General features: G+C 70.9%; 19 protein-coding genes and 1 pseudogene. 12 read left to right on the top strand and 8 right to left on the bottom strand.

Annotated elements, in window-relative coordinates; all coding sequences use genetic code 11:
* Positions 1-4 precede the first annotated feature (4 nt).
* Complete coding sequence (gene pgm, locus ACIQCY_RS08080) at positions 5-1636, bottom strand: phosphoglucomutase (alpha-D-glucose-1,6-bisphosphate-dependent) (protein WP_400483386.1); 1632 nt, start codon at positions 1634-1636, stop codon at positions 5-7.
* A 144-nt stretch (positions 1637-1780) separates the two neighbouring features.
* On the opposite strand from pgm, the gene ACIQCY_RS08075 reads away from it, so the two are divergent.
* Positions 1781-1948, top strand: coding sequence for a hypothetical protein (locus tag ACIQCY_RS08075; protein ID WP_400483385.1), 168 nt, complete (start codon positions 1781-1783; stop codon positions 1946-1948).
* Between the two features lie 52 nt (positions 1949-2000).
* Positions 2001-3215: a glycerate kinase gene (locus ACIQCY_RS08070; protein ID WP_400483384.1), complete on the top strand. Its 1215-nt coding sequence runs from the start codon at positions 2001-2003 to the stop codon at positions 3213-3215.
* On the opposite strand, the gene ACIQCY_RS08065 is transcribed toward ACIQCY_RS08070, so the two are convergent.
* The 3 genes from ACIQCY_RS08065 to ACIQCY_RS08055 form a co-directional block, all read right to left on the bottom strand.
* A complete protein-coding gene (locus ACIQCY_RS08065) occupies positions 3212-4735 on the bottom strand; it encodes a long-chain fatty acid--CoA ligase (protein WP_400483383.1) in 1524 nt (507 codons plus the stop codon). The two genes, ACIQCY_RS08070 and ACIQCY_RS08065, sit on opposite strands and share 4 nt — an antisense overlap.
* 141 nt (positions 4736-4876) lie before the next feature.
* Positions 4877-6340, bottom strand: a complete 1464-nt coding sequence (locus ACIQCY_RS08060; protein WP_400483382.1) for a peptide MFS transporter — start codon at positions 6338-6340, stop codon at positions 4877-4879.
* Positions 6341-7780: an amidase gene (locus ACIQCY_RS08055; RefSeq protein ID WP_400483381.1), complete on the bottom strand. Its 1440-nt coding sequence runs from the start codon at positions 7778-7780 to the stop codon at positions 6341-6343.
* A gap of 146 nt (positions 7781-7926) precedes the next feature.
* Between ACIQCY_RS08055 and ACIQCY_RS08050 the strand changes: the two genes are divergently transcribed.
* The 4 genes from ACIQCY_RS08050 to ACIQCY_RS08035 all read left to right on the top strand — a co-directional run bounded on the left by ACIQCY_RS08050 (position 7927) and on the right by ACIQCY_RS08035 (position 10678).
* Entirely contained in the window at positions 7927-8253 is a 327-nt protein-coding gene (locus ACIQCY_RS08050; protein WP_400483380.1) for a rhodanese-like domain-containing protein, read from the top strand.
* On the top strand, positions 8250-9188 hold the full coding sequence (gene pheA, locus ACIQCY_RS08045) for a prephenate dehydratase (protein ID WP_400483379.1): 939 nt from the start codon (positions 8250-8252) through the stop codon (positions 9186-9188). Before ACIQCY_RS08050 ends, pheA begins: the two co-directional genes overlap by 4 nt.
* A gap of 80 nt (positions 9189-9268) precedes the next feature.
* A complete protein-coding gene (locus ACIQCY_RS08040) occupies positions 9269-10243 on the top strand; it encodes a DNA topoisomerase IB (protein ID WP_400483378.1) in 975 nt (324 codons plus the stop codon).
* Between the two features lie 87 nt (positions 10244-10330).
* Entirely contained in the window at positions 10331-10678 is a 348-nt protein-coding gene (locus ACIQCY_RS08035; RefSeq protein WP_400483377.1) for a hypothetical protein, read from the top strand.
* Between the two features lie 13 nt (positions 10679-10691).
* Here ACIQCY_RS08035 and ACIQCY_RS08030 read toward each other — a convergent pair whose 3' ends face one another.
* Positions 10692-11840, bottom strand: a complete 1149-nt coding sequence (locus tag ACIQCY_RS08030; protein WP_400483376.1) for a diacylglycerol/lipid kinase family protein — start codon at positions 11838-11840, stop codon at positions 10692-10694.
* Positions 11841-11908: 68 nt separating this feature from the next.
* Here ACIQCY_RS08030 and serS point away from each other — a divergent pair, with 68 nt between their 5' ends.
* Both serS and ACIQCY_RS08020 read left to right on the top strand, forming a co-directional pair.
* Positions 11909-13198: a serine--tRNA ligase gene (serS, locus tag ACIQCY_RS08025; protein WP_400483375.1), complete on the top strand. Its 1290-nt coding sequence runs from the start codon at positions 11909-11911 to the stop codon at positions 13196-13198.
* A 32-nt stretch (positions 13199-13230) separates the two neighbouring features.
* Positions 13231-14067: an HAD family hydrolase gene (locus ACIQCY_RS08020; RefSeq protein ID WP_400483374.1), complete on the top strand. Its 837-nt coding sequence runs from the start codon at positions 13231-13233 to the stop codon at positions 14065-14067.
* Between the two features lie 36 nt (positions 14068-14103).
* On the opposite strand, the gene ACIQCY_RS08015 is transcribed toward ACIQCY_RS08020, so the two are convergent.
* The 3 genes and pseudogenes from ACIQCY_RS08015 to ACIQCY_RS08005 form a co-directional block, all read right to left on the bottom strand.
* Positions 14104-14763 carry a dihydrofolate reductase family protein gene (locus ACIQCY_RS08015; RefSeq protein WP_400483373.1) on the bottom strand — a complete coding sequence of 220 codons (660 nt, stop codon included), beginning with the start codon at positions 14761-14763 and terminating at the stop codon, positions 14104-14106.
* Positions 14764-14878: 115 nt separating this feature from the next.
* Positions 14879-15508, bottom strand: coding sequence for a hypothetical protein (locus ACIQCY_RS08010; RefSeq protein WP_400483372.1), 630 nt, complete (start codon positions 15506-15508; stop codon positions 14879-14881).
* Between the two features lie 265 nt (positions 15509-15773).
* Positions 15774-16244, bottom strand: a pseudogene (locus ACIQCY_RS08005) (inorganic diphosphatase); the annotation flags it as partial.
* Between the two features lie 179 nt (positions 16245-16423).
* On the opposite strand from ACIQCY_RS08005, the gene dacB reads away from it, so the two are divergent.
* From dacB to hpt, 4 genes are all read left to right on the top strand, one after another.
* Entirely contained in the window at positions 16424-17863 is a 1440-nt protein-coding gene (gene dacB, locus ACIQCY_RS08000; RefSeq protein WP_400483371.1) for a D-alanyl-D-alanine carboxypeptidase/D-alanyl-D-alanine-endopeptidase, read from the top strand.
* An 80-nt stretch (positions 17864-17943) separates the two neighbouring features.
* Positions 17944-19083 (top strand): zinc-dependent metalloprotease, encoded by a 1140-nt coding sequence (locus tag ACIQCY_RS07995; RefSeq protein ID WP_400483370.1) that lies wholly within the window; start codon positions 17944-17946, stop codon positions 19081-19083.
* Positions 19076-20200 (top strand): tRNA lysidine(34) synthetase TilS, encoded by a 1125-nt coding sequence (gene tilS / locus ACIQCY_RS07990; protein ID WP_400483369.1) that lies wholly within the window; start codon positions 19076-19078, stop codon positions 20198-20200. The genes ACIQCY_RS07995 and tilS overlap by 8 nt, the downstream gene beginning before the upstream one ends.
* A 3-nt stretch (positions 20201-20203) precedes the next feature.
* Positions 20204-20755 carry a hypoxanthine phosphoribosyltransferase gene (gene hpt, locus ACIQCY_RS07985; RefSeq protein ID WP_400483368.1) on the top strand — a complete coding sequence of 184 codons (552 nt, stop codon included), beginning with the start codon at positions 20204-20206 and terminating at the stop codon, positions 20753-20755.
* Positions 20756-20795: the final 40 nt, after the last annotated feature.

The following is a 20795-nucleotide window of genomic DNA, read 5'->3' as shown; positions in this document are numbered from 1 at the left end:
CCGGTCAGCTGATGACGCCGTCGACCAGCGCCTTCGCCTCGGCCTGCACCTGCCTCAGGTGCTCCTCGCCCTTGAAGGACTCGGCGTAGATCTTGTAGACGTCCTCGGTGCCCGAGGGCCGTGCCGCGAACCAGGCGTTCTGGGTGGTGACCTTCAGTCCGCCGATCGGGGCACCGTTGCCCGGCGCCTCCGTCAGCCGCGCGGTGATCTCCTCGCCGGCGAGGGTCGTGGCGGTGACGTCCGACGGTGCGAGCTTCCCCAGGGCCGCCTTCTGCTCACGCGTGGCCGCGGCATCGATGCGTGCGTACACCGGTGCTCCGAAGCGGTCGGTCAGCCCGGTGTAGTGCTGGGACGGCGTCTTCCCGGTCACCGCGGTGATCTCCGAGGCCAGGAGCGCCAGCAGGATGCCGTCCTTGTCGGTGCTCCAGGGCGTGCCGTCATGGCGCAGGAAGGACGCGCCCGCGGATTCCTCGCCGCCGAAGGCCAGATCGCCGGTCAGCAGTCCGGGGACGAACCACTTGAAGCCCACGGGGACCTCCTGCAGCACGCGGCCGAGGTCGAGGGCGACGCGGTCGATGATCGACGACGACACGAGGGTCTTGCCGATCACGGCGTCCGCACGCCAGTTGGGGCGGTTCGCGTAGAGGTACTGGATGGCGACGGCCAGGTAGTGGTTCGGGTTCATCAGCCCGGCGTCGGGCGTGACGATCCCGTGGCGGTCGGCGTCGGCGTCGTTACCCGTGGCGATGTCGAACTCGGTGGCCCTCCCGATCAGCGAGGCCATGGCGGACGGCGAGGAGCAGTCCATGCGGATCTTCTCGTCCCAGTCGAGGGTCATGAACGCCCACTGGGGATCGACCGTCGGGTTGACCACCGTCAGGTTGAGGTTGTGCCGCTCACCGATGGCACCCCAGTAGTCCACCGATGCGCCACCCATCGGGTCCGCGCCGATGTGGACGTTCGCGGAACGGATCGCATCCAGGTTCAGGACCGAGGGCAGGTCGTCGATGTACTGCTGCAGGAAGTCGTAGCTCCCGATGCCCTCGGCGGTGCGGGCCTGCGAGATCGGCATGCGCCGGACGTCCCGGAGCCCTCCCTCGAGCAGCTCGTTGGCGCGGTCCGCGATCCAGGTGGTGGCATCCGAATCGGCGGGTCCGCCGTGCGGGGGGTTGTACTTGAAGCCGCCGTCGCCCGGGGGGTTGTGGGACGGCGTGATGACGATGCCGTCCGCCTGCTCGATCTTGGCTGCGTTGTAGGTGAGGATGGCGTGCGAGACGGCGGGGGTGGGGGTGTAGGCTCCGCGGGCGTCGACGAGGACCCTCACACCGTTGGCCGCGAGGACCTCGAGGGCCGTGTTCTGCGCCGGCTCGGAGAGGGCGTGCGTGTCCTTGCCCATGAAGAGCGGCCCCGTGATGCCCTGCCCTGCCCGGTACTCGACGATCGCCTGGGTGATCGCCGCGATGTGTCCCTCGTTGAAGGAGGACTTCAGCGAGGAGCCGCGGTGCCCCGAGGTCCCGAAGGCCACGCGCTGCGCGGGATCTCCGAGGTCCGGTGTGAGCTCGAAATAAGCGTCGAGGAGCTTGGTCACGTCGATGAGGTCGCTGGGAAGGGCTACGGTGCCCGCTCGGTTTGCCATGGCCCCAGCATGTCAAAGAATGCGTGCTTTTACACCAGCCACCCCAGCAGCCCTCCGGAAGCGGCGGTTGCCGGGACCCTGATCATCAGTAAGCTGAGTATCAGCACCCAACCAGGGGGCACACGCATCACGGAAGGCAGCACCATGAGCGAGAAGTCCAACGACACCCCGACCGGCGATCCCGAGGAGCAGGGCGCGGAGGAGGCCGGCAAGCTCGAGGAGCAGACAGCGGGCGGCTATGGCGGCCCCGGCACCGAGGATGAGATCGCCCCCGATTTCGAGGTGGACAACAACGGCGGGTCCGGTACCTGACACCCGCCGCCGCGGCCCCGAACGCGGCCGGACCCACCGCTAGGGTGGACGGGTGACCACGCCAGCGCTCCAGCGCCCGCTCAAGATCGTCCTCGCACCCGATTCCCTCAAGGGCAGCCTTCCCGCCGGGGAGGCTGCCCTTGCGATGTCGGCGGGTGTCCTCGCCGCCGCCGCGCGCCTCGGCCATCCCGCACCCGACGTCGTCCTGGCCCCACTGGCCGACGGTGGCGAGGGAACCCTCGACGCCCTGCTCGCGGCCTGGGGGGCCGAGCCGCGGACCACGCGGTGCCACGACGCCGTCGGCCGGGCGCGGACAGCGCGCTACGGCATCTCCGCCGTCCGTCCCGTGGCGCCCCGGGACGGCGTGGAACAGGACCCCGTGCGCGGAGTCCTCGAGGCGGCGGAGGCCAACGGCCTGCCACTCGTCGCCGACCTCCCCCTCGACGCGCTCACGGCGACCAGCTACGGCGTCGGCGAGATCGCGGCGCGGCTCCTGGAGGACGGCGCGGAGGAGATCCTGCTGTGCATCGGCGGCTCCGCGACGACGGACGGCGGCGCGGGGCTCCTGTCCGCTCTCGGCGCACGCTTCCTCGACGCCGACGGGGACATCCTGCCACCGGGGGGCGGCGCGCTCGCGGCCCTCGCGTCCATCGACACGGTGAACCTCCACCCGCGGGCCCGCCGGGTGCGCTGGCGCATCGCGGTCGACGTCGACAATCCGCTGTGCGGGCCGCGCGGCGCCGCGGCGGTCTTCGGGCCGCAGAAGGGAGCGACGCCGGACGACGTCGCCGTCCTCGACGCAAACCTCGCGCACCTCGCCGGCGTCGTCTCCGCGCAGACCGGCGTCGACATGACGGACGTGGCCGGTGCCGGTGCAGCCGGCGGGCTGCCCGCGGTGCTCGTCCCGTTCCTCGGCGCGGAGATCGTGCCCGGCTCCGCCCTGGTGGCGGATGCCGTCGGGCTGGCCGGTGCGCTGGCCGACGCCGACCTCGTCCTGACCGGGGAGGGATCCTTCGACTCGCAGTCCCTCGGCGGCAAGGTGGTGCAGGCCGTCGTCGAGAACGCTCCGCCGGGATGCGCCGTGGTGGCCATCGCGGGGCGCGTGCAGCTCACGGCGGCCCAGGTGCAGGGCGCCGGGCTGGCGGCAGCGTTCTCCATCGCGACCGGTCCCATGGAGCTCGACGAGCTGATCCGGCGGGCCGCGGAGCTGATGGAGGACGCCGCCGCGCAGGTCTACGGCCTGTTCGGTGCGGTTCCGCGGGGCTAGACCTTGATCTCGCGCTTGAGGATCTTGCCCGTGGGGCCCTTGGGCAGGGCCTCCACCAGCACCACGCGGCGCGGATACTTGTAGGCGGCGATCCGGTCCTTCGCGAAGGCGACGATCTCGGCGGCGAGGGCCTCGCCCGCGGCGTCATCGGCCGGGGCGTGCTCCGACCTGACGCCGATGACCGCCACGATCTCCTCGCCGTGCAGCTCGTCCGGCACGCCGATCACCGCCGCCTCCGCCACGGCCGGGTGCTCGTACAGCACTTCCTCCACTTCGCGCGGGTACACGTTGTAGCCGCCGCGCAGGATCACGTCCTTCTTGCGGTCCACGATGAACAGCAGGCCGTCCTCGTCCACGCGGGCCAGGTCGCCCGTGCGGAACCAGCCGTCGGGGATGGCGGCGGCCGTGGCGTCGGGGTTCTCCCAGTAGCCCTTCATGACGCAGTGGCCGCGGACGGCCAGTTCTCCGATCTCGCCCTGCGGTACCTCGGCGCCCTCCGGGTCGAGCATGCGCACCTCGACGCCGTCCACGGGGGTGCCGATGGAACCGGGCTTCCGCAGCCGGCCCACCCGGTTGAAGCTCACGATCGGCGAGGTCTCCGACAGTCCGTAGCCCTCCAGGAGATCCGCCTCGAAGACCTGCTCGAACTCGTGCAGCACCTCGACGGGCAGGGCCGATCCGCCGGACACGGCGACGCGCACGGAGGAGAGGTCCGTGCCGGCGACGCTCGGGTGGCGCAGCATGGCGACGTACATCGTGGGGACGCCCTCGAAGATGGTGACGTGGTCCCGTGCGATGATCTCGAGCGCCTTGCCCGGCTCGAAGCGCGGCAGCAGCGTCACCGTGGCGCCGGTGAGGACGGCGGCGTTGAGGGCGCAGGTCTGCCCGAAGATGTGGAAGAACGGCAGCCCGCCGAAGAGCACGTCGCCTTCGGAGGTGCCCATGAGGTCGCGGGAGATCTCGGTGTTGCGGAACAGGTTGGTGTGGGAGAGCGTGGCGCCCTTGGGCCGGCCGGTGGTGCCCGAGGTGTAGAGCACGACGGCGGTGTCCTCGCCGTCGAGGTCGACGACGCCCGGCGTCGGCTCGGCGGAGGCCACACGCTGCAGGAAGGCCTCGCTGTCCACCGGAAGGACGACGACGTCGTTCCCGGTCTCGGCGCCTGATGCCTCGGCTCCTGAGCGGGCCTCGCCGAGAATGCCTTCCCAGGCGAAGACGAGCCGCGCGCCCGAGTTGGTCAGGTGGTAGGCGACCTCCCGGCCCTTGAGGAGCGGATTGAGCGGGACGACGACGGCACCGGCGCGCAGGACCGCGTAGTAGATGAATGCCATCTGGGGGATATTCGGCATCATCAGGGCCACGCGGTCACCCCGCTGGACTCCCTGCTCGATGAGGAGGGTGGCGACCTTCTGGCTGAGTACCTCGAGCGCCCCGAAGGTGACCTCGACGTCGTCGAGCTTGATGGCCACGGCCGAGGGGCTCCTCGTTGCGGTGGCCACGAGGTTGTTGGCGAGGTTCGACACGCGATCTCCTTTGATCCTTCGACACGGTGCTGCAACGCCGGCACGGAAGTTACCGGTGGGTAGAAGTCTGTGCGATGGGCGCCGCGCACGCAACAGGGCCGCCCGCGGGTGGGGCGGCCCTGTCGGCGACGGCGGAGGTTCCTAGCGCACGCCGCTCATGGCCTTGCGGATGGCCGGGGCGCCGGCGATGAGGGCGCCTCCGAGGATGATCGCGGTGACCCCGCTGAAGGCGAAGTACGGGACCTCGGCCTCCTCAGAGTAGAAGCCGGCCAGGAGGCCCGACACCGTGGTGCCGAGCGAGATGGACAGGAAGAACAGGGCCAGCATCTGCGTGCGGAAGGCCTCCGGCGCCAGCTTGGTGGTCACGGACAGGCCGATGGGCGAGATGAAGAGCTCTGCCCAGGTGAACAGCAGCAGGATCGCCGCCAGCCCGATCAGGGGGGTGCTGTTGGGCCCGCCTCCGGCGAAGGGGATGAACGCGAGGAATGCGAGGCCCATGATGATCAGGCCGACGGCGAACTTCAGGGGCGAGGACGGCTGGCGGCTGCCGAGCCGGGTCCAGAGGGCCGCGAAGATCCCGGCGAAGATGATGATGAAGACGGGGTTGATGGACTGCACCATGCCCGGGGGCATCTCCCAGCCGAAGAGGTCGCGGTCCAGGCGGCTCTCGGAGTACAGCGCCACCACGGTGAACTGCTGCTGGAACAGGGACCAGAAGGCCGCGCTCGCCAGGAAGAGGGGCATGAAGGAGTAGACCCGGCGCCGTTCCACGCGGGAGACCCTGCTGCTCGAGAGGATGACGGAGAAGTAGGCGATGGTCGCTGCGATCGCGGTGTACGCCATGACGTCGGCGAGGTTGCCTGCAGTGAGCAGGCCCGTGGCCAGGACCACGCCGAGCAGCACGACGACGACGGCGGCGATGATGATCCAGCGCGGGTACGCGGCGCGGGGGAGGGGATTCTCGACCCGGTGCGCGGCGGAGGGCAGGTTCCTGCGGGCCACCGCGTACTGGATGAGTCCTGCGGCCATGCCGACGGCGGCCAGCCCGAAGCCGACGTGGAACCCGTAGGCGTCCCAGGCGAGGTTGGTGAGCAGGGGGCCCACGAGGGCGCCGATGTTGATGCCCATGTAGAAGATCGAGAACCCGGCGTCGCGGCGGTCGTCGCCCTGCGCGTAGAGCGTGCCCACGAGCGAGGAGGCGTTGGCCTTCAGCCCGCCCGAGCCGACGCCCACGAGGACGAGGCCGACCGTGAGGCCCACCACGCCCGGCAGCAGGGCGAGGGCGATGTGCCCGCACATGATGATGATCGCGGAGGAGAACAGCACCCGCTCGGATCCGAGCACGCGGTCCGCGAGCCAGGCCCCGAGGATCGTGGAGAGGTAGACGCCTCCGCCGTACGCACCCACGAGCCCCGCCGCGGTACCCGGGGCGAAGCCGAGGCCGCCCTCGGCGAGGGAGTACGTCATGTAGTAGAGGAGCAGTGCCTGCATGCCGTAGAACGAGAACCGTTCCCACAGTTCGACGCTGAAGAGGTTCGCCAGCATGCGGGGGTGGCCGAGGAACGTCTTCGCGCCGGTGCCGGCGGTCCGCTGGGTTGTACTCACTCACTCCATGGTGCCACCGGGCGCAGGAGATGGAAATTCGGAGCCGTCCTGCCGGAGGGCCTCGATCTGTGCAGTCACCGCGAGCAGCTGCGCTTCCTCGCCGGGCCGTCCGATGAGCTGGACGCTCATCGACAGCCCGTCCGGGAGGCGCAGCGTGGGGACGGTCACGGCGGGCAGCCCGCAGACGTTCACCATCGAGGTGTAGGGCGAGTACTGGCACTGCCGGAGGTAGTCGGTGTCCCCGTCGGCGTCCGTGTACCAGCCGATCGGGCGGGGCGTCATGGCTACTGCGGGCGTCAGGACCATGTCGTAGTGCGAGTACTGCTCGATCGTGTCCTGCTCGAACTGCCGGAGCACGTCGACGGCGCCCGCGAGCTGTGCAGCCGTGCGTCCCAGGGCACGACGGCGCAGGACCCGGGTGATCTCCGTCAGGCGGTCCTCACGCTCGTCCGGGATCGGCGCGGTCGCCAGGCCGGCGGTCCAGACGAGCTGGAAGGCGTCGTGGTAGCGGCTGTCGTACCGGAGGTCCGCATCGACGACGTCGTGCCCTGCCCGCTGCAGGACCCGGATCCCGGCGGAGAACGCGTCGCTCGCGGCGCTGTCCAGCCCGATGTCCATCGCCCCGGAGAAGGGCGAGGCCGTGCTGACGCCGATGCGGAAGCGTCCCTCGGCACGCAGGGCCGCGTCGGTGAAGGAGCCGGGATAGCGGGAGGCCGCACTCGTGGGCCGGTAGTTCGGTTCCCGCACCAGGGCGTCGAGCAGCAACCCGGCGTCGACCGCGGAGTGGGCGAGCGGGCCGGCGACCACGAACTGGCCGAGGTCGGCCTGGCCCGATCCCGACGGGACGCGCCCGCGGTTCGGCTTGAGGCCCACCAGGCCTGTGGCGGCGGCAGGGATGCGGATGGAGCCGCCGCCGTCGGTCCCAGGCGCGAACGGGATCAGCCGGGCCGCCACGGCGGCCGCGCTGCCGCCCGAGGAGCCGGCCGGGCTGAGCCGGCGGTCGAGCGGGTTCCGTGCGGGCGGGGCGATGCGGTTCTCGCTGTAGCAGCTCAGTCCGAATTCGGGCACCTGGGTCTTGCCGAGGCTGATGGCACCGGCACGCCGCAGGACGGCGGCGAGCGGGGCGTCCTGCTGCGCGACGGCGTGGTCCAGGGCTGCCGTGCCCAGCGTGGTCCTCACCCCGACGACGTCGGTGAGGTCCTTGTGGGCGAGGGGTACCCCGTGCAGCGGGCCGAGGGCCGCCCCGGAGGCGCGCAGGCGGTCGGCGTGGTCGGCGGCGCGGCGGGCGTCCTCGTGCGTGACGGTGACGAACGAGCCGAGGTCCGGGTTCAGGGCATCGATCCGCCGGAGGAAGTGCTCCGTCACCTCGCGGGCACTCACGGCCCCGCGGGCCAGCGCATCCCGGAGGGTGAGGGCGGAGAGTTCGTGCAGTTCGCTCATGGGGGCTCCAGTCGGGGGCGGGCCGACACGGGACCCGCCGCGCCGTGGGCCCTGCGGGAAACGACAAGCACAACTATGCCGCAGTACGGTCCCGGATGGGTCCGTAGCAATGGCGATGCCCCGCCGGCGCGTGAAAAGGTAGGCACATGAGCGAACTCCAGAACGTACCGGTGACAGCCGTGCCCGCCGACGCACGCATCCTCGATGTCCGCGAGGACTACGAGTGGGAGGCCGGCCACGTCGACGGCGCCCTGCACATCCCGCTCGACCAGTTGCCGGCCCGGCTCGGCGAGCTGGACCCGGACGAGGACCTGCACGTGATCTGCCGCAGCGGCGGCCGGTCGCAGCGCGCGGCCGAGTGGCTCGAGGGCAACGGCTACACCGCCATCAACGTGAGCGGCGGCATGGGCGCCTGGCTCGAGGCCGGCAAGCCGATGGTGGCAGAGACGGGCAGCGAGCCCACCGTCCTGTGACGCGCCCGGACAACACCTCCTACGCCTACCTGGGCCCGGAGGGTACCTTCACCGAGGCCGCCCTCCTCCAGGTGCCGGGCGCCGACACCGCCCGCCGCGTCCCGGCGTCGACCGTGGCATCGGCACTCGACGCCGTCCGGTCCGGGTCCGTGGACGCCGCGATGGTGCCCATCGAGAACTCGGTCGAGGGCGGCGTGAGTGCGACCCTCGACGCCATCGCCGTCGGCGAGCCGCTGCGGATCCTGCGCGAGGAACTCGTGTCGATCACGTTCGTGCTCGCCGCCCGGCCGGGCGCCTCGCTCGGGGAGGTCCGCCGCATCGCCACCCACGGCCACGCCTGGGCGCAGTGCCGCACGTGGGTGGATGCGAATGTACGGGAGGCGGAATACTTCCCGGCGTCGTCGACCGCGGCTGCAGCCTACGGGCTCGCCGGCGGCGACGACGGCTACGACGCCGCAATCTGCTCGCCGCTCGTCGCGGAACGCCTCGGGCTGGCCGTCCTCGCCTCGGATATCGGCGACGTCGCCGATGCGGTGACCCGCTTCATCCTCGTCGGCCGCCCGCACGCCCTGCCGCCGCGCACCGGGGCGGACAAGACCACGCTCGTGATCCCCCTGCCGGAGGACCACCCGGGCGCCCTCATGCAGATCCTCGACCAGTTCGCGGCCCGGGGCGTGAACCTCAGCCGCATCGAATCCAGGCCGACCGGCCAGTTCCTCGGCGACTACTTCTTCAGCGTGGACGCCGACGGCCACGTCGAGGACGCCCGCGTCGCCGATGCCCTCAAGGGGCTCCACCGCATCAGCCCGGGCCTGAGGTTCCTCGGGTCCTATGCGCGCGCGGACCGCCGCCTGCCCGCCGTCGAGCGCCACACCACCGACGACGCCTTCGGTGCGGCCGATGCGTGGCTCGGCGGGATCCTCGGGGGCCGCTGAGGGACCCTGCACGGGAAGGAGTAAAGCACAGTAGGCTTACTATCGCAGGTCCTCCTCCCACCAGAAGGCTGGTTCTCTCGATGGCTCGATTGCGCCGCAGCAACACGCGCAGGCCCGGTATCACCCGTCGTCGCCACGGCAAGGGCTTCAGCTATCGTGCGCCGAACGGGGAACTGCTGCAGGACCGCGACGAGATCGAGCGCATCCGGGACCTCGTGATCCCGCCGGCGTGGAAGGACGTGTGGATCGCGCCGTACCCCAACGGGCACGTCCAGGCGATCGGCACGGACGACGCCGGCCGGCGCCAGTACATGTACCACCCGGCGTGGCGTGAGCAGAAGGACCGTGAGAAGTTCGACCGCGCCCTCGATTTCGGTGCGAAGCTCCCCAGCGCGCGTCGGGTCATCACGCAGCACCTGCGCAGCGACGGCATGACGAGGGAACGTGCCTTCGCGGCGGCGCTCCGGATCGTCGACGCCGGTGCCCTGAGGATCGGCTCCACGCAGTACGCGGAGGCGAACGGCTCGTTCGGCGTCACGACGCTGCTCGTGGAGCACTGCACGGTCGAGGGCGACGTGGTCACCTTCGACTTCCCGGGCAAGAGCGGCCAGCACTGGGACACCCGCCTGGAGGACGAGGACCTCGCCCGCGCGCTGCGCCCCATGATGGAACGCGAGGACCCGGACACGGTGCTCGCGTACCAGACGGACGACGGCAAATGGCACCACGTCGACGGTTCGCAACTCAACGAGTTCCTGCGCCAGGTCACGGGGGGCCCCTTCACCGCGAAGGACTTCAGGACGTGGCAGGCCACCGTCGTCGCGGCGATGGCCCTCGCCAAGGAGGACCTGAAGGCGACGAGCCGCACCGCGCGGCAGAAGGCCGTCAGCGCCACGATGAAGGCGGTCGCCGACCACCTCGGCAACACGCCGTCCGTGGCCCGGAGCTCCTACGTGGACCCGAGGCTCGTGGACCGGTTCATGAGCGGAGAGGTCATCCCGATCACCACCTACTCGGCCTCGGAGAAGGCCGTGCAGGAGCTCCTGCGGGACTGACTCCCCGCATTTCCAACCATCCCGTTCGTCAGTACGCTGGCAACGGGCGCCCAACGAGGAGCGCATCCTTCGACGAAAGGCAGCATCATGACCGAGAACGCTCATGGAGGACACATCGTGAACCCCAACGAGGGTGACGGCTCGACGTCGGATCCGAACTGGCAGGGCGACGCCGGCGACCAGGGCAACGATCTCCGCTTCGCCGAGGAGCAGGCCCTCATCAACCAGCAGGCCGATCGCGCCGACCGGGACACCTCGGACGCGGTGGACGCCGCCGAGCAGGAGGGCCACTACACCAGCAGCGAGCCCGCCGGCGGGTCCGGTGGCTACACCTCCGCCCAGAAGCCGGAGGAGGAGGGCGAGTACACCGACAAGGACAAGCCGCTCATCGACGAGCCCGAGGGCCAGGGAGAATACACGGACCGCGACCGCTAGGACCCCTGTCCTGCTAGGAGCCGCGCAGGATCCGCTGCCAGCGCTGCTGCCACGTCCTGCGCCACTCCGGCAGGGGTAGCACCGAGGTGGACCCTGATGGTCCGGGAGCCGGAGCCGGCACCCGGACCATCAGTGCATCCGGGTCCACGCGGGCCGTCATCGAGGTGATGGACCCGGAGGCATCGCCGTCGAGCTGGGTCGCGATCGGGTCGGCCGACCACACGGTGACCTCCTTCGCGCGGTAGTAGCTGATCACCGGGATGCCCCCGCGGTGCCGCAGGAGGATCTTCGCCGCCATCCACGTCCAGCCCAGGAGGCTGCGCGGACTGAGCACCACCACGTCGAGGTAGCCGTCGTCGAGCACGGCGTCCGGCACGAAGTCGACGCCCGCGGGCAGTTTCCCGCAGTTGGCAACGAGCAGGCTGCGGACCTTGCGGCTCTGCGGCGGCTGGCCGTCGAGGCTGATGGAGATCCGGCGCCGCCGGCCGGGCAGGTGGCGGACGCCTGCCTCGCTGTAGGCCAGCCAGCCGAACTTGTCCTTGAGGTCCTGCTTCGCGTCGGCCACCACGCTTGCGTCGAAGCCCACGCCGCCCATGACCAGGAACGGGTGCTCGGACGTCACGTCGGTGCGGTCGTTCCGAAGGCTGATCCGTGCCATGTCGATCCGCCGCTCGTGTCCGTGGAGGGCGAGGCGGAGGCACCCGGCGATGTCGTGGTACGGCAGGCCGAGGTTCCGCACCAGCAGGTTCCCGGTCCCGAGCGGCAGCAGCCCGAGTGCGGCCGGCCGGTGCGCGAGCGCCTGCGCCACGGCCCGCACCGTCCCGTCGCCGCCGGCTGCGACGACGACGTCGGCACCCGCTTCCAGGGCCCGCTCCGCCTGGCCCGTCCCGGGATCCTCGATGGTGGTCTCGAGGATGAGTGGAGGCTCCCAGCCTGCGTCCGAACACGCCTGCTCGACGAGGGCGCGGGCCGTCCCGGCCTGCAGCTTGGAGGGGTTGAGCACCAGGGCCACGCGCTGGGGGCCTTCGGCCACCGGCTCCGGCGCGTGGACCGATGCGGTGGGCGTGCGGGTCTGCTGCAGCCGCCGGACGGACCAGTAGGTTTGGACGGACGCGACAGCGGCTGACGCCGCGGCGGTTCCGGCGAGCAGTTTGCGGCGCATGGTCATCCACAATAGCGGCCCGGCCCCCGCGGCCTGCCGCCCCTGCGGGTTTGGGTAGTCTTGACGGTGTGATCGACGTCAACGACCTCCGCCTGAATCCCGAGCAGTTCCGAGCATCGCAGCGCGCCCGAAGGGCGGACGAGTCGCTCATCGACGCCGTCCTCGCAGCGGACACGAAGCGCAGGGAGTCCGTCACGTCGTACGAGACGCTCCGCGCCGAGCAGAACGCCTTCGGCAAGAGGGTGGCGCAGGCCAAGGGCGAGGAGAAGCAGGCACTCCTGGCCGAGGTCAAGGAACTCGCGGCCTCCGTCAAGGCCGCCGCGGCCGGTGCCGAGGAGGCCAAGGCCGAGCAGGAGGCACTCCTGCGCAAGCTGCCGAACCTCGTGCAGGAGGGTGTGCCCGAGGGCGGCGAGGACGACTACGTGGTGCTCAGGAAGGTCGGCACCCCGCGGGACTTCGCAGCCGAGGGCTTCGAGCCCCGCGACCACCTGGAGATCGGCGAGCTGATCGGCGCGATCGACATGGAGCGCGGGGCCAAGGTCTCCGGGTCACGCTTCTACTTCCTCAAGGGCGTCGGTGCGCGCCTCGAGCTCGCACTGCTGCAGATGGCCCTCGACCAGGCGATCACGGCCGGTTTCACGCCGATGATCACCCCGACCCTCGTACGGCCCGAGACCATGCAGGGCACGGGCTTCGACATAGCGCACGACGCCGAGATCTACCGGCTCGAAGAGGACAACCTGTACCTCGTGGGCACCTCGGAGGTGGCCCTCGCCGGGTACCACTCCGACGAGATCATCGACCTCGGTGCCGGTCCCGTGCGCTACGCGGGCTGGTCCTCCTGCTACCGCCGGGAGGCCGGCTCGCACGGCAAGGACACCCGCGGCATCATCCGGGTCCACCAGTTCAACAAGGTGGAGATGTTCACGTACACCACGGTCGAGGATGCCGCCGCGGAGCACGAGCGCCTCCTGGCGTGGGAGGAGGAGATGCTCGCGAAGGTCGAGCTGCCCTACCGCGTTATCGACACGGCCGCCGGCGACCTCGGGATGTCCGCGGCCCGGAAGTTCGACTGCGAGGCATGGGTGCCCACCCAGGGCGACTACCGCGAACTCACCTCGACGTCGAACTGCACCACGTTCCAGGCCCGGCGCCTCAACATCCGCGAGCGCCAGGAGGGTGAGGGCGCCAAGGGAACGCGGGCCGTCGCGACCCTGAACGGCACGCTCGCGACCACGCGCTGGATCGTGGCGATCCTCGAGCACCACCAGAACCCGGACGGCTCGGTCACCGTACCGGCTGCGCTGCGGCCGTACCTCAACGGTCTGGAAGTCTTTCCGGTACTGTCGCCACGCTAGCCGGGCGTCACCGCCGTCTGGTTCACTGAAGTATGAGCACTTTGATCAATGCCGGCATCGATGACCGGCAGGAGAACCGTAAACGCCACCTCATAGCCCTCGACGTCGACGGCACCCTCGTGGACCATGAGGGGTCGATGACGGAGGAGGTGCGCGACGCCGCGCAGGCCGTCATCGAAGCCGGGCACGACGTCATCATCGCCACGGGCAGGTCCCTCGGGGCCACGCTCCCCGTGATCCGGCTCCTCGGGATCACGCGCGGCTACGCCGTGTGCTCCAACGGCGGGGTCACCCTGCGGATCGACACGGCACTTCCGGACGGCTTCGAGGTCCTCGACCGCGTCACGTTCGATCCGAAGCCCGCGCTGTCGGCCCTGCGGGAGAAGCTGCCCTCCGCCAAGTACGCCCTCGAGGACGACCGCGGCCGGTTCCTCTCCACGGAGAGCTTCCAGGATGCGAGCTTCGGTTCCGAGGCCGAGAGCGTCGATTTCGAGGAGATGCTCGAGAGCCGTGCCGTGCGCGTCGTCGTCTTCAGCACCGACAGTTCGGCCGACGAGTTCGGCGCCGCCGTCGGTTCCATCGGCCTGCACGGGGTGACCTACTCCGTGGGCTGGACCGCCTGGCTCGACATCGCGGCCTCCGGAGTCACGAAGGCGAGCGCGCTGGAGGTCCTCCGGCAGCGGCTCGGAACGGACCGGAGCCTCACGGTGGCCGTGGGCGATGGCCGGAACGACATCGAGATGCTCCAGTGGGCGGCGCGCGGCGTGGCCATGGGACAGGCGCCCGACGAGGTCCGTTCCGCCGCCTCCGAGGTCACGGGCACCGTCTTCGACGACGGCGCCGCGAAGGTCCTGCGCTCCCTGGTCTGACCGCTCAGGGGGCTGACCGCTCAGGGGGCTGACCGCTCAGGGGGCGGCGCGACGCGTGAAGACCAGATGGAGCACCCCGGAGGGTGAAGGGGTCGCTTCGATGTCGAAGCGCTCTTCCAGTCCCTCCAGCCCGTCCCAGAGCCGTTCACCCCTGCCCAGGACGATCGGCACGAGGACCACGTGCAGGTGGTCGATCAGGTCGGCCTCGAGGAACTGCCGGACCGTGCTGACGCCGCCACCGATCCGGACGTCGAGGTCGCCGGCCAGGGCACGCGCCTGCCGGAGCGCGGAGGCGGGGTCGGCGTCGACGAAGTGGAAGGTGGTTCCGCCCTCCAGCTCGAGTGCCGGCCGCGGGTGGTGCGTCAGGACGACGACGGGGGTGTGGAAGACAGGGTCGTCCCCCCACCATCCCTTCCATTCCCCGTCCTCCCAGGGGCCGCGCTGCGGGCCGAACTTGTTGCGGCCCATGATCTCCGCGCCGATCCCGGCCCCCCATCTGCTTGCAAGCGCGTCATCGACGCCGAAGGACGCCTCGGACGTGCCCGGGATGCCCATCTCGCGGAAGGTGCGCGTGTCGACGGCCCAGTCCATGAGCCGTGAGCCGGCATGGCCGAACGGGGCGTCGAGCCGTTGCCCTTCGCCCGCGCCGAAGCCGTCGAGGGAGACCGAGAAGTTGTGCACGCGGACGAGGGACATGTCATCTCCTGGGGTGCTTGCCGTTCGCACCACGGTAGGGTGTTCGACCCGGCGACTCAAGACCCTCGGGGGACCGCGCCGCTCCGTCACGGAACCACTGGCAGGCGATCGGGCGTCAGTACGCCAGGCTCGCCTCGGGGAGCGACGCCGGCCCGTAGGTGAGGTCGAGCAGCCGGGCTGCGGCCGGCCGCGTGGCCCACTCCTCCAGCCAGTGCGAGCGGACGACGGCGCGGCTCACGGCCTGCGTGGTGATGCCCAGTTCCTGGGCGACGTACTTCTGCTGCCCCCGGGCGCCCGGGGTCATGAGGTCCAGGACGGTCCACTCCGCCTCGGTGCGCGTGTAGACGATCTGCCCGAGCAGCCGGAGGACCGCCTCGGCCTCCGCCGCGATCTCGCCGTCGGGCCCCTCGACCGCGAGCGGGATGCGCTCGCCGGTCTTCCGGGCCCGGTTGACCGCGCGGCGCGCGTAGACCAGCCCGTAGCCCTCCGCCTCGACGAGCCGCTCGGGGACCGGGGGAGTGAGGCCGCCGACCCCGATGCCCACGTGCCAGCGCCGGTGGCGGATGGCCCGTAGCGCGGCATCCACCGCCGTCGACGCCGAATCGACCACGCCCTGCACCTCGTCCCCGACCGAGCGCTGGAACGGGACCACCGTCGGCAGGGGGCGCAGGTCCTTGAGCAGGTCGCCCACGAGGTCGCCGACCTCGCGTGAGTCGCGCTGGTTGATCGTCAGGACGTAGTGCATGGCATCAGTATGGACGCCGGCGTGCGAAAATCAACTCATCCGGGTTGGTTCCGACCCTCCGGGTCCCCAGGTCGGGTGGCCGCGAGGTGCTGCCGCCCCCGGAGACACAGGAGCTCCCGCCATCGATGCCCGGAGGAGCCGATGGCGGGAGCTGCCGGAAGGATCGGGGCTAGCGGCCCTCGGGGGTCTCGGTGGCGTTCTTCGCCTCGACGTCGACGGAGCGGCCCTGCGGCTCGTCCTCCTCGCTGGCATCGCCGATCTCCTTGAAGCGCTTGAGCGAGGCCTCGATCTCTGCCTCCGCCTCCTCGCGGCCTGCCCAGTCCGCAGCCTCGACCCACTTGCCCGGCTCGAGGTCCTTGTACTTCGTGAAGAAGTGCTTGATCTCGTCGAGCAGGAAGTCCGAGACGTCGGACAGCTCCTGGATGTGGTCGAAGCGAGGATCCACGGGGACGCAGAGGACCTTGGCGTCTCCGCCGCCGTCGTCGGTCATGTTGAAGACGCCGATCGGCCGCGACTCGACCAGGACCCCGGGGATGAGGTCGAAGTCCTGCAGGAGGACCAGCGCGTCCAGCGGGTCGCCGTCCTCGCCGAGGGTGTTCTCGAAGTAGCCGTAGTGCGTGGGGTACTGCATGGCCGTGAACAGGACGCGGTCGAGGCGCAGCCGGTGGGTGTCGTGGTCGATCTCGTACTTGACGCGCGAGCCCTTCGGGATCTCGATGGTGACGTCGAGCTTCATGGCAACTCCTGATGGTAGGTCGATGGTGCGAGGGCGACCGGCGGCCACGCCCTCCCGAGGAGGGCCACCCTGCCGGTCTACTGTTTAATCGTCAGCCCTAACATATCGGTCGGCCGGCGGTACCAGAGCATTTCCCCGCGGTTTCCGGGTTGCTCGGCGAGACCTTGCGAAAGGACACCATGAAGCGCCCGCTCCGCCTGCTGGCCGGTCTCCTCCTGGTCCTGGTCATGGCGGCGATCGCAGTGCCCCTGGCGGCCCGCCTCACTCCGGCAGTGCTGGCGGTGGTCGATCCCGCACCGCCGGTGGAGCCTCCCGTCACGCCCGGGCCCCAGGTCCCGCCGACCTCCGTGGCACTACCCGACGTCGTCACCCCGCTCTCCCCGTCGGCCGCCGTGCCGGAGCCTGCGCTCCTGGGCCCGGCGCTCGATGCGGCCCTGCAGATCCCCGGCCCGGGCAGTTTCGCGGGCACGGTCGTCGACTCCGTGGACGGCAGTGTGCTGTACGGGAGGGACCCCGCCCGCCTCCAACCGCCGGCATCCAACATCAAGCTGTTCACTGCCGTCGCCGCCCTGACGTTCGGGCAGCCCGGGAGGACCCTGGAGACGACGGTGCTCGCCCCGGAGGGCATGCCCGGGGCCCTGTACCTGCGGGGCGGGGGAGACGTGCTCCTCGGCTCGGGCCCGTCCGATCCCGGGGCCGTCGTGGGGCGCGCCGGGCTGGGGACACTCGCCGCCGACACCGCCGCGGCCCTTCCGGAGGGCTCCGGGCCCTACACCGTCTACCTCGACGACACCCTGTTCGCAGGTGCCACCCTGAACCCCACCTGGGCCCCGGGTGACATCGACGCCGGGGAGATCGCCCCCCTGCACGCGCTCGCCGTCAACTCGGCCTGGCTCGAGGAGGGCCGGACCGCAGGCCCCCGTTCGGCGGACGCCGCCCTCGACGCCGCCCGGACCTTCACCGACGCCCTCATCGCTGCGGCCGCGGACCGCGGCATCACCGTCCGCCCGGAGGTGGAGCGCCAGGCCGCGCCCGAGGCGGCGGAGACCCTCGCGGCCGTCGAATCAGCGCCCCTGGAGGACCAGGTGCGCCGCATGCTGGAGATCTCGGACAACTACCTGGCCGAGGCCCTGGCGCGGCTCGCCGCGCTGGACAGTGGGCGCCCGGCGTCCTTCGGCGGAGCCACGGAGGCCCTCGCCGCCGCGGCCGCACGGCTGGGTGTGCCCGAGGAGGGGCTCGTCATCGGGGACGCGGCCGGGCTGTCCACCCGCAGCGCCGTCTCGCCCGCCCAGCTCGCCGTGCTGGTCCGGGGGACCACCACCTCGGAGGAGCAGGGGCTCGCCGCCGTCGCGCGGTCGCTGCCCATCGCCGGACTGACCGGTACGCTCGCCACGCGTTTCAACGCCGACGACGGGCCGGCCGTGGCCGGAGCGGGAACGGTACGCGCGAAGACCGGGACCCTCAACGCGGTCACGGGGCTGACGGGGCACGTCGTCACGGCGGACGGCCGCCTGCTCGTGTTCTCCTTCCTCGCGGCGGGACTCGACGGGAACACGGTCGAGGCGCGCGCGGCAGCCGATCGTGCAGCCGCCGTCCTCGCGGGGTGCGGTTGCCGCTGACCCGTTCGCCGTCAGACGAACAGCCCGCTCCGTCCGATCCCCTGGGCGCGGCCCCCAGCGGGGTGTGATCGAATAGGCGCATGTCCAGGAACGAGTCCGCCGAACCCCGCCCGCAGCTGGTCAACTGGGATCTCGCGGCCTCGACCGCGGCGTCCCTGGCGCCGGCCGGGCCCTCCATGAAGCCGGCCGAGATCGCCCGCGCCGTGCAGAACATGCGCGAACTCGCGGACGCGTCGGTGAACCACGTCCACGCCATCTCGCGGCTGGACGCGGCGCGGGACCTCCGCGATTCCGAACTGCTGATCGTGGACCGCGCGTCGTGGTCCAGGGCCAATTCACAGAGTTTCCGCATCCTGATGGAACCCGCGCTCGACCAGCTCGCGGAGTCGCGGCCCGAGGCCCTGAAATCCGCGTCCCTGGCGCTCGGCGGGACGGTGACGGGCGCGCAGCTCGGTGCCATCCTCGCCTTCCTCTCGAGCAAGGTGCTGGGGCAGTACGATCCGTTCGTGCCCTCGCGCAACGGCCACGGCGGGCGCCTCATGCTGGTGGCACCGAACATCATCTCGGTGGAGCGGGAGCTGAACGTCGATCCGTCCGACTTCCGGCTGTGGGTATGCCTGCACGAGCAGACGCACCGCGTGCAGTTCGCGGCCGCACCCTGGCTGAAGGACCACATGACCAGCCATATCGGGCAGCTGACCTCAGGGCTGATGGACAAGGCGGACTCCCTGTCCGAGCGTCTCGGTGAGGCCGTGAAGAACATCACCACGGCCAGGGCCCGCGCCCGCGGGGAGGCCACCGCCCCGGACGACGCCCCGCCGCAGAACGGCGGCGTGCTGTCCATCCTGCAGGACCCGGACGACAAGGCCCGGCTGTCCCACCTCACCGCGGTGATGAGCCTGCTCGAAGGCCACGCGAACGTCGTGATGGACGGCGTGGACGGCAGCATCGTCCCGTCGGTCAAGACGATCCGCCGCCGCTTCAACGCGCGTGGCAAGTCCCGCGGGCCGCTGGAGAAGGTCATCCGGCAGCTGATGGGACTGGACGCCAAGATGCGCCAGTACAGCGACGGCGCCAGATTCGTCCGCCGGGTGGTCAGCCAGACCGGCATGGACGGCTTCAACGCCGTGTGGGACGCGGCATCGCACCTGCCCACTGAGCGGGAGATCCATGCCCCCGACGAGTGGATCGACAGGATGAGCCTGCGCCGTCATGGCTAGGCGCCCTCGCCTGCTCCCCGCCGTCGGTACGGCGCGGAACCTGCTCGCAGCGAGCCTCGAGGGGATCCTGGCCGATCCGGTGCGCACCGCCGGCGGCCCACCCTCCGACGCCGCCGTTCTCCCGCTCGTCCTGGTCGCCTGCAGCGGCGGTCCCGACTCGCTCGCGCTCGCGGCCGTGGCCGCCCATCTCGCCGCCACCGGCCGCTGCAGGGTCGGCGCCGTCGTCGTCGACCACCAGCTCCAGCCGGGCAGCGGCGCGACGTCGTACCGCGCGGCGGCTGCGGTCCGGGGGCTCGGACTCGATCCCGTCGAGGTACGCGCGGTCAGCGTGGACCGCGACGGCATGGGCCCGGAGGCGGCGGCCAGGAGCGCCCGCTACGCCGCGCTCGACGAGGCCGCGGCGCGCCTCGGGGCCGCCGCGGTGCTGCTCGGGCACACGCTCGACGACCAGGCCGAACAGGTGCTCCTCGGCCTGGCCCGCGGTTCCGGCACCCGGTCCCTCGCCGGCATGCCCGCCCGTCGGGGCCTGTACCTCCGGCCGTTCCTCGACCTGCGGCGTGCCGATACCGAGGCGATCTGCGGCTTCTACGGCCTGGACCCGTGGCACGACCCCACCAACCTCGACCCGGCCTACGCCCGTTCGAGGGTCCGCGGCGAGGTGCTGCCGTTCCTCGAGGACCGGCTGGGCCCGGGGATCGCCCAGGCCCTCGCCCGCACCGCCCGCATCCTGGGGCAGGACGCGGACCACCTCGAACGGCTGAGCGCCGAAGCGTACGCCTTCCTGCGGATTCCGGGCGAGGACGGTTCGGTGCTCCTGCCGGAGGACGGCCTGCGGGCACTGCCCGCGGCACTCCGGCAACGGGTCCTCGCCCTCGCGGCCCTCGAGCTGGGAGCGTTCCAGCCGAGCTTCGAGCGCCTCCGCGCCGCCGAATCGCTGCTCGGCAGGACCGGCTCCGCAGGGCCGGTGCAGCTGGGCGGGAAGGTGAGCGTCCACCGGCAGGTACGGGGACGGGCGGTTCTCCGCGGGGAACCAAGCTATGGCAATCTTGTCCTTAGCAACAATGGCAGCAACCATGGCCCCGGCGTGAAGCAGCCGCGCCGTCCAACCCAGGAGTAATCGGTGGATTCCAACGACGTCCAGTCAGATCTCAAGCACGTCCTCTACACCAAGGAAGAGATCCAGCAGCGGATCGACGAACTGGCGCAGCAGATCGATGCCGACTACGAGGGCCGGGAGATCCTCCTCGTGGGTGTCCTCAAGGGTGCGGTGATGGTCATGGCGGACCTCGCCCGCGCACTCCACTCCCACATCACGATGGACTGGATGGCCGTCTCCTCCTACGGCTCGGGAACGCAGTCCTCCGGCGTCGTCCGGATCCTCAAGGACCTCGAGACGGACCTCATGGGCAAGCACGTGCTGATCGCCGAGGACATCATCGATTCCGGGCTGACGCTGTCCTGGCTCAAGGCGAACCTGCTGTCCCGCGGCCCCGCGTCGGTCGAGATCTGCACGCTCCTGCGCAAACCTGCCGCCGCGAAGGTGGATATCGACGTCAAGTACGTCGGCTACGACATCCCGAACGAATTCGTCGTCGGCTACGGCCTCGACTTCGCGGAGAAGTACCGCAACCTCGATTTCATCGGTACTCTGGCGCCCCACGTCTACGAATAGGACGTCCCCCGCCGCATGCGGCACTACGCCACGAGGGAAC

Origin of the sequence: Arthrobacter sp. NPDC092385 (assembly GCF_044755105.1) — a bacterium.
In the GTDB taxonomy this organism is placed as follows: Bacteria; Actinomycetota; Actinomycetes; order Actinomycetales; family Micrococcaceae; genus Arthrobacter_D.
This window is presented reverse-complemented; position numbering and strand designations above follow the sequence as displayed.

Bases quoted from the DNA above. Each gene is read 5' to 3' on its own strand.
- ACIQCY_RS08040 (WP_400483378.1), top strand. From the start codon at position 9,269: ATGGCTCGATTGCGCCGCAGCAACACGCGCAGGCCCGGTATCACCCGT.
- ACIQCY_RS07995 (WP_400483370.1), top strand. From the start codon at position 17,944: ATGTCCAGGAACGAGTCCGCCGAACCCCGCCCGCAGCTGGTCAACTGG.
- ACIQCY_RS08035 (WP_400483377.1), top strand. From the start codon at position 10,331: ATGACCGAGAACGCTCATGGAGGACACATCGTGAACCCCAACGAGGGT.
- ACIQCY_RS08055 (WP_400483381.1), bottom strand. From the start codon at position 7,780: ATGAGCGAACTGCACGAACTCTCCGCCCTCACCCTCCGGGATGCGCTG.
- ACIQCY_RS08030 (WP_400483376.1), bottom strand. From the start codon at position 11,840: ATGCGCCGCAAACTGCTCGCCGGAACCGCCGCGGCGTCAGCCGCTGTC.
- dacB (WP_400483371.1), top strand. From the start codon at position 16,424: ATGAAGCGCCCGCTCCGCCTGCTGGCCGGTCTCCTCCTGGTCCTGGTC.
- ACIQCY_RS08050 (WP_400483380.1), top strand. From the start codon at position 7,927: ATGAGCGAACTCCAGAACGTACCGGTGACAGCCGTGCCCGCCGACGCA.
- ACIQCY_RS08015 (WP_400483373.1), bottom strand. From the start codon at position 14,763: ATGTCCCTCGTCCGCGTGCACAACTTCTCGGTCTCCCTCGACGGCTTC.
- ACIQCY_RS08020 (WP_400483374.1), top strand. From the start codon at position 13,231: ATGAGCACTTTGATCAATGCCGGCATCGATGACCGGCAGGAGAACCGT.
- pgm (WP_400483386.1), bottom strand. From the start codon at position 1,636: ATGGCAAACCGAGCGGGCACCGTAGCCCTTCCCAGCGACCTCATCGAC.
- ACIQCY_RS08075 (WP_400483385.1), top strand. From the start codon at position 1,781: ATGAGCGAGAAGTCCAACGACACCCCGACCGGCGATCCCGAGGAGCAG.
- ACIQCY_RS08010 (WP_400483372.1), bottom strand. From the start codon at position 15,508: ATGCACTACGTCCTGACGATCAACCAGCGCGACTCACGCGAGGTCGGC.
- tilS (WP_400483369.1), top strand. From the start codon at position 19,076: ATGGCTAGGCGCCCTCGCCTGCTCCCCGCCGTCGGTACGGCGCGGAAC.